Origin of the sequence: Devosia sp. Root105 (genome assembly GCF_001424865.1) — a bacterium.
Taxonomy (GTDB): Bacteria; Pseudomonadota; Alphaproteobacteria; order Rhizobiales; family Devosiaceae; genus Devosia_A.
Map to the genome: position 1 here is coordinate 18,675 of NZ_LMCR01000004.1, position 16,254 is coordinate 34,928.

Consider the following 16,254-nt stretch of genomic DNA (forward strand, 5'->3'; position numbering starts at 1 on the left):
CGCTACCCTCCCCACAAGGGGGAGGGAGGGGCCGGTGTTTTGCCGCTCTGAGCTCTGCTTATTCCACCGACTTCACGGTATCCGTCGGGGGCTTCAGGTTGCCCCAGAAGGCCGGGTTGTCGATGTTCTCGGCCGTGATGGCGGCGCCGGGGATCTTGATGTTGGGGCCCCAGGCTTCGATCGTCACGGTGGAGGGGAGGCCCAGCACGTCGTAGGAGCCGGCCTTGATCTCCTCTTTGTTCACGATCTTGTCCATGAACATGGCGACGGCGGCGGCCTGGGCGTAGAGCGGCTGCTCGACTTCGGCCTGCATCCAGCCCTTGCGGATCAGGTCGAGGCCGACCGGTGCGCCGTTCGAGGAGAGCATCAGCACGTCGCCCGGCTTCTTGCCGGCAGCTTCCAGCGAAGCGGCAGCGGCGACCGAAAGGTGAGCGGCGTGGTTGAAGATCAGGTCGATATCGGGGTTGGCCAGCAGCTGGTCGTTGACGATGGTGCCCGCGGCATCGGCGGCCCAGCCGAGCGCCGGCAGTGAGATGATCTTGACGTCCGGGTAGGCCGCCATCTTCTCCTCGAAACCCTTCTGGATATCGAGGGTGTAGGGGTCGCCCGGATCGCCGAGCACCTGCAGCACCTTACCCTTCACGGCGCCGTTCTTCTTGGTGAGGAGACCCCCGACCACTTCGGCGGCGACATAGCCGATCTCGACGGTGCCGGCGACCGAGGTGAATGACGACGGCGTCGAGGTGATCTGGCGGTCGAACTCGACCACCGGGATGCCGGCGGCCATGGCCGCTTCGATCGAGGGCTTCAGCGCATTGAAATCGACGGCGGCGAGAATGATGGCCGCCGGCTTCAGCGCGATGACGTCGTTCATCTGGGATTGCTGGACGTCGGTCTTGTTGTCGGCATTGAGGGTCTGCATCTCATAGCCGACCTGCTTCAGGAACATTTCCAGCGCCGAGACCGAGCCGGTCTGGAACTCGTCGAGCAGGGTGGGCACGAGGTAATAGACCTTGCCTTTGGTCTGGGCGAAGGCCGGCGTCAGCAGGGCCAGAGCCACTGCCAGAACGCCGAAGACGGATAGAAGTATTCGCTTCATTTCGTTCGCTCCTTGGTGCCGGATTTCCCTGTTCTGCCCCTCAACCGGCCGCTCCGGCAGCGGCCAGGGTTTCCCCGGTGATCATGTTGACCACCGCATCGGGGCTCGTATCCTTGGTTGCAACATCGCCGGCCACGACGCCCTGGCGGATCACCACGATCCGGTCGGCGACCTGGAAGGCCTGCTGCATGATGTGGGTGATGATGACGACGCCGATCCCCTGGTTGGCGACGGCGCGGATCATCTCGAGGCCGCGGCGGGTCTGCTCGACGCCGAGTGCGGCGAAGGGTTCGTCGAGCAGCACGAGCTTGCCGCCCCAATGCACGAACCGATTGAGCTCGATGGCCTGGCGCTGGCCGCCCGAGAGGTGCTCGACCTTGGTGCGAAGCGACGGAATTTTCGTGCCGGCGCTGGCGAGCGCCTTGGCGACGACGGCCTCCATGGCCTTTTCGTCGAGCACCGACATGCCGAGCACCTTCCTGGTGAGCTCGCGGCCCATGAAGAAGTTGGCGACGACATCGACATTGGTGGCGAGCGACAGGTCCTGGTAGACCGTCTCGATGCCGGCGGCCTTGGCCTCCGAGGGAGACCTCGCGAGGAAGTCGCGGCCGTCGAAGGTCATCCGGCCGGAGGTGGGTTCGAGTCCGCCGGCGATGATCTTCACCAGGGTCGATTTGCCGGCGCCATTGTCGCCGAGCAGCGCCACCACTTCGCCCTTGCCGATGGTGAAGCTGATGCTCTTCAGCGCTTCGATGGCGCCATAATTCTTCCTGATGTCGTCGAGGACGAGCAGGGGGGCGAAGCTGGTCATGCAGCAAGTCCCTTGAGCTGGGTTTGGCCGGGAGCGAAGAGCTGGCCGAAGCGGGGCGAGAGCACGCCGGCCACCGCCAGCGCCGCTGCGCCGCGCAGCACGGTGTGCGGGCCGCCATCGGAGATGATCAGCCGTGGCGCCTTGCGGTCGTGGCGAGCCGAGACCGAATTGGGCAGGTTGGCGGCGACGCGGGCGAGCTCCGCGCTGAGGCTCGGTGGCGCCAGGCCGCCAAGAATCACCGTCTCGGGATCGAACAGGTTCTCGATGGTGATGAGGGCGGCGCGCAGTTGCGGGCCGATGGCGTCGGCATAGGCGGCCTCGCCGAGCCCCCGCCGGTTGAAGGCTTCGAGCGAAACGTAACGCTCGAGGCAGCCGCGATTGCCGCAGGGGCAAAGCTCGCCATCGGGAACGATCGGGATGTGGCTGATCTCGCCGGCATTGCCCCAGGCGCCGCGCTGTCCCACTCCCTCGTGCACCATGATGCCGCCGAGGCCGACGCCGATGAACAGGTAGTAGAAATCGGCGAACTCGGCGCCACGGCCATAGAGCCGCTCGCCCAACGCGGCGGCGGCCATATCGGATTCGATGAAGGCGGGCAGGCCCGTGACTTCGGCGAGCCGTTCGCGCAGCGCGACATTGCCCCAGCCGACCATGGTGGTGGGGCCGACAAAGCTCATCGACTCGACGCCGAACGGGCCGGGCAGCGACAGGCCGACGCCGAGCATCCGGGCGCCACCACGCAGGGCGCGCAGGTCGGTGACCATGCTGCCGATCAGAGTGAAGGCTTCGTCCGGGCTCGAACGAGCGGCATTGCTGTGGACCGAGCCGACGACGTCGCCGGCGAGGTTGATCAGTGCCGCGTCGAGCCCGAGCGGGGTGATGTAGACCCCGATGGCGTAGCCGCCCTCGGGGTTGATGCGCAGCGTCGTCGGCGGCAGGCCGCGGCCGCGCGGCTCCTCGCGGTTGGAGAGGATGTAACCCTGCTCTTCGAGCTCGCGGATGATGGTGGAGACGGTCTGTACGGTAAGGCCGACCTCCGCTGCGATGCGGCCACGGGTGGTCGGGCCAGTCGCGCGGATGGCTTCAAGGACGATGCGCCGGTTGTACGGCCGTCCGAATTCCTGGTTCGTCCCCCTCAGGCCCAAGGCGTCCCTCCTAGGCTGGCGGGGAGACTGTGACGGCGGATTTATTAAGTCAAATGGAATTCAGAAATCGCCGCTGAAATGATGAGCAGGGTTGCGAAAGCGGCGCTTGATTGTGCAGCTCGAACATGCCGATAACACCCCATGCCGGTACAGGACCTCGCCATTCTGGTGATCGACGAGAACCGCATCCGTGCCTCGATCATCGAGGACGGATTGCGCGAGGCCGGGCATGCCCGGGTCACCGTGGTCAACGAGATCAACGAGGTGGCGCGCGTCATCGAGCGCGACATGCCCGACGTGGTGGTGATCGACCTCGAGAACCCCAACCGCGACCGGCTGGAACATTTCTTCACGCTGAGCCGGGCGCTGAAAAAGCCGATCGCCATGTTTGTCGACCGCTCGGACGCTTCGGCGATCGAGGCGGCGGTGGAGGCGGGGGTTTCGGCCTATGTGGTCGACGGGCTGAAGAAGGAGCGGGTGAAGCCGATCCTCGATATGGCAGTGAGCCGCTTCAACGCCTTCGCCCGGCTGACGCGGGAGCTGGAGCAGGCGCGCAGCGAGCTCGAGGATCGCAAGGTCATCGACCAGGCCAAGGCAATCCTGTTGCGTACGCGCGGTCTCAGCGAGGCGGATGCCTATAAGTTGCTGCGCAAGACCGCGATGAACCAGAACCGCCGCATCGTCGATATTGCCCAGAGCCTGGTGACGGCCGACAGCCTGCTCGGCCCAGAGGAATAATCATGTCGCTCATTGCCCTCTCCGCCGGTTTCCTGCCCTTGCTCGATAGCGTGCTGCTGGTGCTGGCACGCGAGAAGGGGTTCGCGGCGGCCGAGGGGCTGGACCTGCATCTGGTCAAGGAGACCTCCTGGGCCAATATCCGCGACCGGGCGGCTTTGGGGCATTTCGATTTCGCCCAGATGCTGGCGCCGATGCCGATCGCCGCGACGCTGGGGCTCAACCCGCTATCGGTGCCGATGATCACCCCGATGATGCTGGGGCTGGGCAATAACGGGGTGACGGTGAGCGCCGCACTCTGGGCGCGGCTGGCCGATGCCGGGGCGCCGGCAACGCTGGCGGCCGGGCCGGTCGGCGCGGCGCTCAAGCAGGTGGTCGCGTCGTCGGAGCAGAAGCTGCGGTTCGGCGTGGTGCATCAGACCTCGTCGCATAATTACGAGCTGCGCTATTGGCTGATGGCGAGCGGCATTGTGCCGGAGCGCGATATCGAGATCGTGGTGCTGCCACCGCCGCTGCTGCCCGAGGCGCTCGGCTCGGGCGGCATCGATGGCTACTGCGTCGGCGAACCGTGGAACACCGTTGGGGTGAAGAATGCCGGGGCGCATATCGCCACGGTGAAGGCCGCCATCTGGCGCTCGAGCCCCGACAAGGTGATCGGCATGCGGGCGCACTGGGCCGAGGCCAATAGCGAGATCGTCGCCGGGCTGATCCGCGCGGTGCACCATGCGGCGGTGTGGTGCGGCGAGAGCACCAACCATCAAGAGATCGCCGCCATCATGGCGGCGCCGCATTATCTCGGGTTGCCGGCCGAGCAGATCCTGCCGGCGCTGAATGGGCAGCTCGATATCGGCGGTGGGGTGGCGGCAAGCGTGCCGGAGCACTTCGTCCCCTATGCCGGGGCGGCCAACTTCCCATGGACCAGCCACGCGGCGTGGTTCTACAGCCAGATGGTGCGCTGGGGCGAGGTCGAGCATACCGCCGACCGGGCCCGCGCTGCCGCAATGACCTTCCGGCCGGATGTCTACCGCTCGGCGCTGACGCCGCTCGGGGTGCCGATGCCGCTCGCCGACAGCAAGGTCGAGGGGCTGCTGGCGGCCCCGACCGAGGTGCCCTCGACAGCGGGGACGCTGGTCATCGGGCCGGACGGGTTCTTCGACGGGGTGCAGTTCGATCCGGACGAGGTCGAGGCGTATATCGCGGCGCAGCGGGCGGCCTAAGCGCCGCGACTCGGTTGACCACTGAAGCAGACGGCCCCCTCCCATCCTCCCCATGATGGGGGAGGTGCCGCATCGAGTATTCGGCACAATCGAGATACAGCCTCGGCTCTTCACCTCCCCCTTCATGGGGGAGGCCGGGAGGGGGCCGTTTCTATCAGTCAGGTGGCCCCGGCACCGTCACCTCCGGCGTTGAGCAAACGATAGGCATACTTGAAAAGTGCCTATCTCGTGTGCAGACCATGAGTAAGTGGATTCTGATTGAGCAGTTTCCGCTCCTGCCCAATTTTCGGCCAACAGTCTAACCACCTGGAATCACACACCTAATAGCCTCAGGCCAGTTTGGCACGGCGCGTGCATTGTGTTCTCCGAACGCAAAATCGCGATCATTCGGCGTCCAACGGTGGGCGCCCCACGACAGGCAAAGCCGCCAACGGGAACGCCGACTGGTCTTCGGGCCAGCGTGCAAGACCTGTTGGCGGCTTTGTCGTTTTGGGGCCGAGGGGCACTTCGGGGCGCCGGCTTGATCGCATCACTCGGAGAGACTTGATGACCAAATCGACCACCACCTCCCTCCTCACCCGCCGGGCTTTCCTCGCGGGCACTACGGCCACCGCGGCAACGCTCGTGGCGGCCAAAACCCTGTTCCCCTCGGGCGCCTTTGCCCAAGGCGCGGGCCCTGAAGTCACCGGCGCCAAGCTCGGCTTCATCGCCCTGACCGACGCCTCGGCGCTGGTCATTGCCAAAGAGAAGGGGCTGTTTGCCAAGCATGGCGTGCCCGATGTCGAAGTGCTGAAGCAGGCCAGCTGGGGCGCGACGCGCGACAACCTGGTGCTGGGCGGCGCCGCCAACGGCATTGACGGGGCGCATATCCTGACGCCGATGCCCTACCTGATCTCGACCGGCAAGGTGACGCAGAACAACGTGCCGCTGCCGATGTCGATCGTGGCGCGGCTCAATCTCGACAGCCAGGCGATCTCGGTAGCGCAGGCCTACAAGGATGTCGGCGTCGGGCTCGACAGCTCGCCGCTGAAGGATGTGTTCGCCAAGCGCAAGGCCGAAGGCAAGGAAGTCACCGTGGCGATGACCTTCCCGGGCGGCACGCATGACCTTTGGATCCGCTACTGGCTCGCCGCCGGCGGCATCAACCCCAACACCGAAGTTTCCACCATCACCGTGCCGCCGCCGCAGATGGTGGCGAATATGAAGGTCGGCAACATGGACGCCTTCTGCGTCGGCGAGCCGTGGAACGAGCAACTGGTGAACCAGGGGATCGGCTTTACCGCGGCGTCGACGGGTGAACTGTGGAAGGGGCACCCGGAAAAGGCGCTGGGGCTCAGGACCGATTTCATCGAGAAGAACCCGATCGCCACCCGCGCCATCCTGATGGCGGTGATGGAGGCGGCGCAGTGGGCCGACGACATGGCCAATAAGGAAGAGCTGAGCCAGATCCTCGGCAAACGCGGCTGGTTCAACGTGCCGCCGGCCGATGTGCTGGGGCGGCTGAAGGGCGACATCAATTACGGCAATGGGCGGGTCGTCGCCGCTACCGGGCTCGAGATGAAGTTCTGGAAGGACCATGCGTCCTATCCGTTCAAGAGCCACGATGCGTGGTTCCTCACCGAAGATATCCGCTGGGGGTACCTGCCGGCCGAAACCGACGTGAAGGCGCTGGTCGACCAAGTGAACCGCGAGGACCTGTGGCGCGATGCGGCGAAGACACTCGGCGTCGCGGCAGCCGATATCCCGGCTTCAAGCTCGCGCGGGCCGGAGACCTTCTTCGACGGCAAGGTGTTCGATCCCGAAAACCCGTCTGCGTATCTCGAGAGCCTGGCGATCACCGCACTCGGCTGATGTCCCCTGACTGGCGCCGGGCCCAACCCCGGCTCGGCGCCACTTTTTCCCTCATTCAGTAACGGACCCCGCGAGCATGAGTGCAGAGGCCCAGTTCGAAACCGTCGTGCCGGCCAAGAAGGCGAAGGTGTTCGCCTTTCCGGCACAGCCCGCCAGCCGCAGGATCGACATGAAGAAGGTCGCTACCGGCGTCGCGCGCTCCATCGTGCCGCCGCTGATCGTAATCCTATTGATCCTGTTGATCTGGCAGATCGCCTGCTCGACGCCGGGCGCCTCGCTGCCGCCGCCATCGGTGGTGTGGGAGCAGGCGGGTGAGCTGATCTGGAACCCGTTCTTCGACTATGGCAATGGCGATATCGGGCTCGCCTGGCGGGTATTCGCCTCGCTGCAGCGGGTCGCTGTCGGCTTCGGCCTCGCCGCGCTGGTGGGCGTCGCGGTCGGGGCGTTTATCGGGCAATCGGTGTGGGCGATGCGCGGGCTCGACCCGATCTTCCAGATCCTTCGCACCGTGCCACCGCTGGCCTGGCTGCCGCTGTCGCTGGCGGCGTTCCGCGATAGCCACCCCTCGGCGATCTTCGTCATCTTCATCACCGCCGTGTGGCCGGTGATCATCAATACCGCGGTGGGCGTGCGGAACATCCCGAACGACTACCGGAACGTCGCGGCAATCCTGCGGCTCAACCCGATCGAGTTCTTCTTCAAGGTGATGGTGCCGGCCGCGGCGCCGTACATTTTCACCGGTTTGCGGATCGGCATCGGGCTGAGCTGGCTCGCCATCGTCGCGGCGGAAATGCTCACCGGCGGGGTCGGTATCGGCTTTTTCATCTGGGATGCGTGGAACTCGTCGCGCCTGCCCGACATCATCGTGGCGCTGGTCTATATCGGCGTGATCGGCTTCATGCTCGATCGCCTGGTTGCCGGCTTCGGCGCCTTCATCACCCGCGGCACGGCCGCGAACTGAGCGAGGCAAGCATGGCTGGCTATTTGAAAATCGAGCACGTCGACAAAAGCTTCGAGCGCAACGGGGTGACCTCGGAGGTGCTGAAGGACATTTCGCTGGAGATTTCCGAGGGCGAGGTGATCTCGATCATCGGGCATTCGGGTTGCGGCAAGTCCACGCTGCTCAACCTGATCGCCGGGCTGACCGAGGTGAGCTCGGGCGCGATCGTCCTTGGCTCGGAAGTGGTGAGCGGGCCGGGGCCGGAGCGGGCGGTGGTGTTCCAGAACCACTCGCTGCTGCCCTGGCTGACGGTCTACGAGAACGTCAACCTGGCGGTCGCCAAGGTGTTCGGCGGCAAGAAGTCGAAAGCCGAGCGGCATGAGTGGATCATGCACAATCTCGACCTGGTGCAGATGGGCCATGCCCGGGACAAGCGACCGGCGGAGATCTCAGGCGGCATGAAGCAGCGCGTCGGCATTGCCCGGGCGCTGGCGATGGAGCCGAAGATCCTCTTGCTCGACGAGCCGTTCGGGGCACTCGACGCGCTGACCCGGGCGCACCTGCAGGATGCGGTGATGGAGATCCACGAGCGGCTCCACAACACCATGATCATGATCACCCACGATGTCGACGAGGCGGTGCTGCTCTCGGACCGGATCGTGATGATGACCAACGGGCCGGCGGCGCGGATCGGCGAAGTGCTCGCTGTGCCGCTCGGCCGACCGCGCCGGCGGCTCGAGCTGGCCGGTGACCGGACCTATCTCAAGTGCCGCGAGGCGGTGCTGAAGTTTTTGTATGAACGGCATCGGTTTGTGGAGGCGGCTTGAGACCGCGACGGGGGTGGTCGCTCCCCTCCCCCTTGAGGGGAGGGGCGGGGGGTGGGGGTGGTGCGGTGATCACAGATGGAACCCCCCCCCCCCCCCCCCCCCCCCCCCAGCAAACTCGGTGTCATCCCAGCGAAAGCTGGGACCCATCTCGCCGCCCGCACCAGCCGATGGATGGGTCCCAGCTTTCGCTGGGATGACACCGGTGGGGGTGGGACGTTGGGTGGGTCCCTCGGCGCCTGCCCAAACTTTCACCACGCAGTACCGGTGGTCAAAATCTGTGCACCACTCCGCCCGCTCTGGACTCAAATTAGTCAGTGCTGCTGCCTGATCACTTTCGCGGCATCCGGCTAACCAACTGCCAAGACTAGCGTTTTCGCTTCCAACGCAGTTTGGCACGCTACGTGCATTACTGTTCTCATGAGACACGGTTTCCGTGCTTCTCATCCGGCGTCCAACGGTGGGCGCACCCCCAACAGGCAAAGTCGCCCTCAGAAGCACGGTCCGTAAGCGGACTGCGCCTCCTAGGAGTTTTTTGTTTTGGCTCTCATCCCAGCGGAGAGAATTCATGAGCGCCCCTGATGCTCAAATCGCCTCGCAGCGCCGTGCGCTGACGCTGTCGACCATCGCCTTCACCGTCTGCTTTGCCGTCTGGACGATCTTTTCGATCATCGGCGTGGCGCTGAAGGATCAGCTCGGCCTCACCGAGACGCAGTTCGGGCTGTTGATCGGCACCCCGGTGCTGACCGGCTCACTGGTGCGCATCGCGCTCGGCATCTGGACCGATCGTTATGGCGGGCGGCTGGTCTACACCATGACCATGCTGGCGGCGGCAGTCGCCACATCGCTGCTGGTCTTCGCGCAGACCTACGAGCAGTTCCTCATTGCGGCGCTCGGCGTCGGGCTTGCCGGTGGCTCGTTCGCAGTCGGCGTCGCCTATGTGTCGCGGTTCTATCCGCAAAAGCAGCAGGGCACGGCGCTCGGCATCTTCGGCGCCGGCAATGTCGGGGCGTCGGTGACCAAGTTCGTCGCGCCGTTCGTCATGGTGGCGTTCGGCTGGCAGGCGGTGGCGCTCAGCTGGGCCGCGGTGCTCGCGGTGATGGCAGTGGTGTTCTGGTTCACCACCGAGGACGATCCGGTGCTGGTGAAGCGGCGCCAGGAGGGCGCGCCGCAGCGCAGCCTCGCCGCCGAGTTCGCGCCGCTGAGGGATATCCGGGTCTGGCGTTTCGGGCTCTACTACTTCTTCGCCTTCGGGGCGTTCGTGGCGCTGACGCTGTGGCTGCCGCGCTACCTGATCGGGGTCTACGGCTTCGACATCAAGACCGCCGGCATGGTGGCCGCCGCCTACTCGATCCCGGCCAGCCTGTTCCGCGCCTATGGCGGCTCGCTCTCGGACAAGGTGGGCGCACGGACGGTGATGTACTGGACCTTCGGCGTTTCGGCCGTGGCGACGTTCATCCTCGCCCTGCCGCCCAGCGACATGCTGGTGCATGGCATCAATGGCAGCTTCACCGTCAACTTCGGCATCAGCCCGTGGGCCTTTATCGGGCTGGTGTTCGTCCTCGGCTTCTTCATGAGCCTCGGCAAAGCGGCGGTCTACAAGCACATCCCGGCCTATTACCCTGACAATGTCGGGGCGGTGGGCGGCCTCGTCGGCATGATCGGCGGGCTCGGCGGCTTCATCCTGCCGCTGCTGTTCGGCTGGCTCAACGATGCGACGGGGCTGTGGAGCAGCTGCTTCATGGCGCTGTTCGTGCTGGTCGCCGTGGCTTTCGCCTTCATGCACATCGCCGTGCGCCGCCAGACCCGCGCGCAGCCGGCCGCACACCTTCAACTGGAGACGGTTCAGTGAAAGAAAAACTCGTCATCATCGGCAACGGCATGGCGCCCGGGCGGGCGCTGGAAAAGCTGTTCGAGACCGACCCTGATCGTTACGATGTGGTGATCTTCAACGCCGAGCCGCGGGTCAACTACGACCGCATCATGCTCAGCCCCGTGCTGTCGGGTGAGAAGAGCTTCGACGACATCGTGATCCACGGCGACGCCTGGTACATCAAGCACGGCATCACGCTCTACAAGGGCTGCAAGGTCGAAACCATCGACCGGGTGAACAAGACGGTGACCTCGGCCAACGGCATCACCGAGAGCTACGACAAGCTGGTGATCGCCACCGGTTCAGTGCCGTTCATCATCCCGGTGCCGGGGGTGAACCTCGCGGGTGTGGTCACCTATCGCGACCTCGACGACGTGAACGTCATGATGCTGGCCGCCAAGGCCAAGGGCAGGGCGGTGGTGATCGGCGGTGGCCTGCTGGGCCTCGAAGCGGCAGCCGGGCTCAACGAGCAGGGCATGGACGTGACCGTAGTGCACGTGATGCCGACGCTGATGGAGCGCCAGCTCGATCCGGCGGCCGGGTACCTGCTCGGGGAATCGATGAAGGCGCGGGGCATCAAGGTGATGACCTCGGCCAATACCAAGCAGATCCTCGGCGACAAGCGGGTCACCGGCGTCGAGTTCGCCGATGGTTCGGTGATCCCGGCGGACCTGGTGGTGATGGCGGTCGGCATCCGGCCGAACGTCGCCCTCGCCAAGACCGCCGAGCTCGCCGCCAATCGCGGCATCGTGGTCGACGCGCAGATGCGCACCTCGGACCCCTCGATCTACGCGCTGGGTGAATGCGTCGAAGTGAACGGGGCGACCTTCGGGCTGGTGGCGCCGCTCTACGACATGGCGAACGTCCTCGCCGCGCAGCTCTGCGGCGACGAGAAGGCGACGTTTACCCCGGTCGCCACGGCGACCCGGCTCAAGGTCACCGGCGTCAATCTCTACTCGGCGGGCGATTTCGCCGAGGGCGACGACCGCGAGGAGATCGTGCTGCGCGATGCCAGTGCCGGCGTCTACAAGCGGCTGATCCTCAAGGACGACAGGATCATAGGCACGGTGCTCTACGGCGATACCGGCGACGGGCCGTGGTTCTACGATATGCTGAAGCGCAACGTCGATACGCGCGAAATGCGCGACACGCTGATCTTCGGCCAGAACTACCAGGGTGGTGCCCCGCTGGACCCTACGGCGGCCGTTGCAGCCTTGCCGGATGAGGCAGAGATCTGTGGTTGCAACGGCGTATGTAAGTCGAAGATCACCGGCACTATCACCGCCAAGGGCCTGACGTCGCTCGACGATGTCCGCGCCCATACCAAGGCCTCGGCGAGCTGCGGCTCGTGTACCGGGCTGGTTGAAAAGCTGCTGCTCCTGACGCTGGGCGACAGCTACAACCCCGCCGCCGTGCAGCCGATGTGCAAATGCACCGATCTCGGCCATGACGATGTACGCCGGCTGATCATCGCCAAGGAATTGCGCTCCATCCCGCAACTGATGCAGGAACTCGAGTGGAAGACCTCGTGCGGCTGCGCCAAGTGCCGGCCGGCATTGAACTACTACATGATCGCCACCTGGCCCGGCGAGTACGAGGATGACGGGCAGTCGCGCTTCATCAACGAGCGCGTGCACGCCAACATCCAGAAGGATGGCACCTATTCGGTGGTGCCGCGCATGTGGGGCGGCATGACCAGCCCGAACGAGCTGCGCGCCATCGCCGATGTCGCTGACAAGTTCAAGATTCCGGCGGTGAAGGTCACCGGCGGGCAGCGCATCGACCTGCTCGGAGTGAAGAAGGAAGACCTGCCTGGCGTCTGGGCCGACCTCAACGCCGCCGGCATGGTTTCGGGCGCTGCCTATGCCAAGGGCCTCAGGACGGTGAAGACCTGCGTCGGTTCGGACTGGTGCCGGTTCGGCACCCAGGATTCGACCGGGCTCGGCATCAAGCTCGAGAAGTTCATGTGGGGCAGCTGGACCCCGGCCAAGGTGAAGATGGCGGTCTCGGGCTGCCCGCGGAACTGCGCCGAGGCGACCTGCAAGGATGTGGGCGTGATCTGCGTCGACAGCGGTTACGACATCGTCTTTGCCGGCGCCGCCGGTCTCGACATCAAGGGCACCGAGCCGCTCTGCCACGTCGACACTGAGACGGACGCGATCGAGGTGATCGCCGCGCTGACCCAGCTCTATCGCGAGCAGGGCCGCTATCTCGAGCGCATGTACAAGTGGCTGAAGCGGGTGGGGATGGAGTCGATCCAGGCCTCGATCGTCCGCGACCTCACGAAGCGCCGCTTCTACTACGACCGGTTCGTGTTCAGCCAGAAATTCGCCCAGGTCGATCCGTGGGAAGAGCGGGTCAACGGCAAGGACGCGCACGAGTTCGCCGCACTGGCGGAATTCGGCGTGCCGCAGGCAGCGGAGTGATGGACATGAACGACTGGATCGAGATCGGTCGCCTCGAGCAGGTTCCGTTACGCGGCGCGCGTTGTGTCAACACGCCAGCCGGCAAGATCGCGGTGTTCCGCACTGCCGAGAACCAAGTCTACGCCATCGAGAACCGCTGCCCGCACAAAGGTGGGCCGCTCAGCGAAGGCATCGTGCATGGTGGCTCGGTGACCTGCCCGCTACACAACTGGGTGTTCGATCTCGCGACCGGCGAGGCGCAGGGCGCCGACGAGGGGCAGGTCAGGACGTTTGCGGTGAACGTGGTCGATGGCCGCATCTTCATGGCGGCAGAGGTCATGCTGATGGCGGCGGAGTAGGGGGGACCTATCTTGACTAAACTGCCCCTCATCCGTCTCGGCCTGCGGCCGAGCCACCTTCTCCCTCAAGGGGAGAAGGGAGGCCGACTGAGATATCGAGGCGATCGCCCTTCTCCCCTTGAGGTCAGCGGACGAGGGCGAATGCCCTCTCCGCGAGGTGCCCGAAGGGCGGATGACGGGCAGGGCACCTACGATGCCTGATACTATCCGCACCACCTGCCCCTATTGCGGCGTCGGCTGCGGGGTGCTGGCGACGCCGCAGCCGGATGGCTCGGTGACGATTGCCGGCGATCCCGAGCACCCGGCCAATTTCGGGCGGCTGTGCTCGAAAGGCTCGGCGCTGGGCGAGACGCTGTCGCTGGATGGGCGGCTGCTCTATCCCGAGATCGGCGGCGAGCGGGCCAGCTGGGATGCTGCACTGGGTCTCGTCGCGAAAACCTTCGCCGAGACCATTGCTCAGCACGGACCAGACTCGGTCGCCATCTATGGCTCGGGGCAGTTGCTCACCGAGGACTATTACGTCGCCAACAAGCTGATGAAGGGGTTCATCGGCTCGGGCAATATCGATACCAACTCGCGGCTCTGCATGGCCTCGTCGGTGGCCGGGCACAAGCGGGCCTTCGGTTCGGACACTGTGCCGGGGAATTATGAGGATCTCGAGCTCGCCGACCTGATGATCCTCGTCGGCTCCAACCTCAGCTGGTGCCACCCGGTGCTGTACCAGCGGATCATAAAGGCCAAGGCCGAGCGGCCGGGGATGCGGATCGTCCTCATCGACCCGCGGCGCACCACCACCGCCGAGCAGGCCGACCTGCACCTCGCGATCAAGCCGGATGGCGATACGGCTTTGTTCGTCGGGCTGTTGAAGTCACTGGCCGAGCGGAACGCCGTCGATGCCGAGTTCATTGCCGAGAGCACCAACGGGTTCGGCGCGGCGCTCGACGTGGCGCGCAGCTGGAACCTCGAGCGGGTGGCGGAAGCCACCGGGCTCAGCGTGCGCGACATCGCGGTATTCTACGACTGGTTCGCCGAGACGACGCGGACGGTGACGGTCTACTCGCAGGGGGTGAACCAGTCGGCGACCGGCACCGACAAGGTCAACGCGATCGTCAATGTGCACCTCGCAACCGGCCGAATCGGCATGCCCGGGATGGGGCCGTTCTCGGTGACCGGGCAGCCCAACGCGATGGGCGGACGCGAGGTCGGCGGGCTCGCCAACATGCTCGCGGCGCATATGGATTTCGAACCCGCCAATATCGACCGGGTGAAGCGGTTCTGGCGCTCGGAGCGGGTGGCTGAGAAGCCGGGCCTGAAGGCGGTCGAGCTGTTCGAGGCCATCGCACAGGGCAAGGTGAAGGCGCTCTGGATCATGGCGACCAACCCGGTGGATTCGATGCCCGAGGCCGACAAGGTGCGTGCGGCGATCCGGGCCTGCCCGTTCGTCGTGGTGTCGGACATGAACGCCGCGACCGATACGGCGGTGGAAGCGCATGTGCGGCTGCCGGCGGCAGGCTGGGGCGAAAAGAACGGTACGGTGACCAATTCCGAGCGCCGGATTTCGCGGCAGCGGCCGTTCCTCGCCGCGCCGGGGGAGGCGAAGCCCGACTGGTGGATCGTCACGCAGGTGGCGCGCCGGATGGGGCATGCCGAGGCTTTCGCCTATGAGCGGCCGGCCGAGATCTTCGCCGAACACGCGGCGCTATCGGGGTTCGAGAACGAGGGCAGCCGCGACTTCGACCTCTCGGGTCTGCTGCATGCAGAATATGACGGGCTGCAGCCGGTGCAGTGGCCGGTGCGGGCGGTGCGCAGCACGGCGCGGATGTTCACCGATGGGCGGTTCTTCACCCCGGATAGCCGGGCCCGCTTCGTCGCGGTGGCGCCGCCGCCGCCGCTGACGCCGCCACCGGGCATGCTGGTGCTCAATACCGGCCGGGTGCGCGACCACTGGCACACCATGACGCGCACCGGCAAAGCGGCGCGGCTGTCGGCGCATATGGCCGAGCCGTTCGCCGAGCTGCACCCCGACGACGCAATCGAAAAAAGCATCCGGCATGCCAGCCTGGTACGGCTCGAGAACCGGCATGGCAGCGTGCTGGTGCGGGCACTGGTGACCGAGCGGCAGCAAAAGGGCTCGGTATTCGTGCCGATGCACTGGACCGACCGGTTCTCGGCGCAGGGCCGGATCGATGCGCTGGTGGGCGGGCAGACCGACCCGCAATCGGGGCAGCCGGCGCTCAAATCGGCCATGGTGGTGGCAGGGCCGGCCTTGGCCCGGCGCTATGGTTTTGCAGTGAGCCGGGTGCGGCCGCAATTCGCCGGCACCGACTATTGGGCGATCGCCGAAACGACCGGCGGCTGGCGGGCGGAGCTCGCCTTCATCACCGAGCCCGAGGATTGGGTCGGCTGGGCCCGGGCGGCATTCGGGGTGGGCGAGAAGGTCGAACTGCTCAGCATCGCCGACAAGGCCAGCGGCCGGCAGAGCCTCGCGCTGTTCGAGGGCGGCAAGCTGATCTTTGCGCTCTATCTGTCGCCTGACCCGGTGCTGGTGTCGCGGCAATGGGCGGTGTCGCTGTTGACCGAGACGATCAAGCCGGCGCGGCGCGCCGATATCCTGGTGGGCCGGCCGGGCGCCGACCGTCCGGACCCGGGCCCGATCGTCTGCGCCTGCTTTGGGGTGGGCGCCAACCAGATCGCCGAAGCGGCGCGGGGTGGCTGTCACACGGTGGAGGCGATCGGGGCGGCGCTGAAGGCGGGGACGAATTGCGGCTCGTGCCGGGCGGAGATTCGCGGGCTGATCGAGGTGAACCGGCTGGAGGCGGCGGAGTAAAGTCTGTCGCCTAGATTGCCCTCCGGTGCTGACCCAAAACTCACCTGTGTTGGTGGTCTCTCCGTGGCCAACCCACAAAGTGCTCAGCGGCAAATGTTGAGGATTGGACCCCCGTCATTCATTTGTCGTTCAGCCCCAGTCATCATAGGGTGAGGTAGAGGTATTCAT

Annotated in this window: 12 protein-coding genes; 9 read left to right on the forward strand and 3 right to left on the reverse strand. The window is 65.7% G+C overall.

The genetic code is table 11. The annotated features are described in order from the left end of the window. Positions 1–58: 58 nt before the first annotated feature. The 3 genes from ASC68_RS06885 to ASC68_RS06895 are packed head-to-tail and all read right to left on the reverse strand — an operon-like array spanning position 59 to position 3,055. Positions 59–1,099: a sugar ABC transporter substrate-binding protein gene (locus ASC68_RS06885; RefSeq protein ID WP_055876879.1), complete on the reverse strand. Its 1,041-nt coding sequence runs from the start codon at positions 1,097–1,099 to the stop codon at positions 59–61. Positions 1,100–1,139: 40 nt separating this feature from the next. Next, positions 1,140–1,910, reverse strand: coding sequence for an ATP-binding cassette domain-containing protein (locus ASC68_RS06890; RefSeq protein WP_055876882.1), 771 nt, complete (start codon positions 1,908–1,910; stop codon positions 1,140–1,142). Further along, positions 1,907–3,055, reverse strand: a complete 1,149-nt coding sequence (locus tag ASC68_RS06895) for an ROK family transcriptional regulator (protein WP_055876885.1) — start codon at positions 3,053–3,055, stop codon at positions 1,907–1,909. The genes ASC68_RS06890 and ASC68_RS06895 overlap by 4 nt, the downstream gene beginning before the upstream one ends. A 141-nt stretch (positions 3,056–3,196) precedes the next feature. Here ASC68_RS06895 and ASC68_RS06900 point away from each other — a divergent pair, with 141 nt between their 5' ends. The 9 genes from ASC68_RS06900 to ASC68_RS06940 all read left to right on the forward strand — a co-directional run bounded on the left by ASC68_RS06900 (position 3,197) and on the right by ASC68_RS06940 (position 16,086). Next, positions 3,197–3,793 (forward strand): ANTAR domain-containing protein, encoded by a 597-nt coding sequence (locus ASC68_RS06900; protein ID WP_055876888.1) that lies wholly within the window; start codon positions 3,197–3,199, stop codon positions 3,791–3,793. 2 nt (positions 3,794–3,795) lie between these two features. Beyond that, entirely contained in the window at positions 3,796–5,007 is a 1,212-nt protein-coding gene (locus tag ASC68_RS06905; protein WP_055876891.1) for a CmpA/NrtA family ABC transporter substrate-binding protein, read from the forward strand. A gap of 546 nt (positions 5,008–5,553) precedes the next feature. Then, on the forward strand, positions 5,554–6,858 hold the full coding sequence (locus tag ASC68_RS06910) for a CmpA/NrtA family ABC transporter substrate-binding protein (protein WP_055876893.1): 1,305 nt from the start codon (positions 5,554–5,556) through the stop codon (positions 6,856–6,858). 76 nt (positions 6,859–6,934) lie between these two features. Beyond that, complete coding sequence (gene ntrB, locus ASC68_RS06915; RefSeq protein ID WP_055876896.1) at positions 6,935–7,819, forward strand: nitrate ABC transporter permease; 885 nt, start codon at positions 6,935–6,937, stop codon at positions 7,817–7,819. Between the two features lie 11 nt (positions 7,820–7,830). Further along, positions 7,831–8,625, forward strand: coding sequence for an ABC transporter ATP-binding protein (locus ASC68_RS06920; RefSeq protein WP_055876899.1), 795 nt, complete (start codon positions 7,831–7,833; stop codon positions 8,623–8,625). A gap of 565 nt (positions 8,626–9,190) precedes the next feature. Further along, the gene (locus ASC68_RS06925; protein ID WP_055876902.1) at positions 9,191–10,474 is read left to right on the forward strand and encodes a nitrate/nitrite transporter; all 1,284 of its coding nucleotides are present in this window, start codon (positions 9,191–9,193) and stop codon (positions 10,472–10,474) included. Then, the gene (gene nirB, locus ASC68_RS06930) at positions 10,471–12,921 is read left to right on the forward strand and encodes a nitrite reductase large subunit NirB (RefSeq protein WP_055876905.1); all 2,451 of its coding nucleotides are present in this window, start codon (positions 10,471–10,473) and stop codon (positions 12,919–12,921) included. The genes ASC68_RS06925 and nirB overlap by 4 nt, the downstream gene beginning before the upstream one ends. Further along, complete coding sequence (gene nirD / locus ASC68_RS06935; RefSeq protein WP_055876908.1) at positions 12,921–13,259, forward strand: nitrite reductase small subunit NirD; 339 nt, start codon at positions 12,921–12,923, stop codon at positions 13,257–13,259. The genes nirB and nirD overlap by 1 nt, the downstream gene beginning before the upstream one ends. A gap of 193 nt (positions 13,260–13,452) precedes the next feature. Continuing rightward, positions 13,453–16,086, forward strand: coding sequence for a nitrate reductase (locus tag ASC68_RS06940; RefSeq protein ID WP_055876910.1), 2,634 nt, complete (start codon positions 13,453–13,455; stop codon positions 16,084–16,086). Positions 16,087–16,254: the final 168 nt, after the last annotated feature.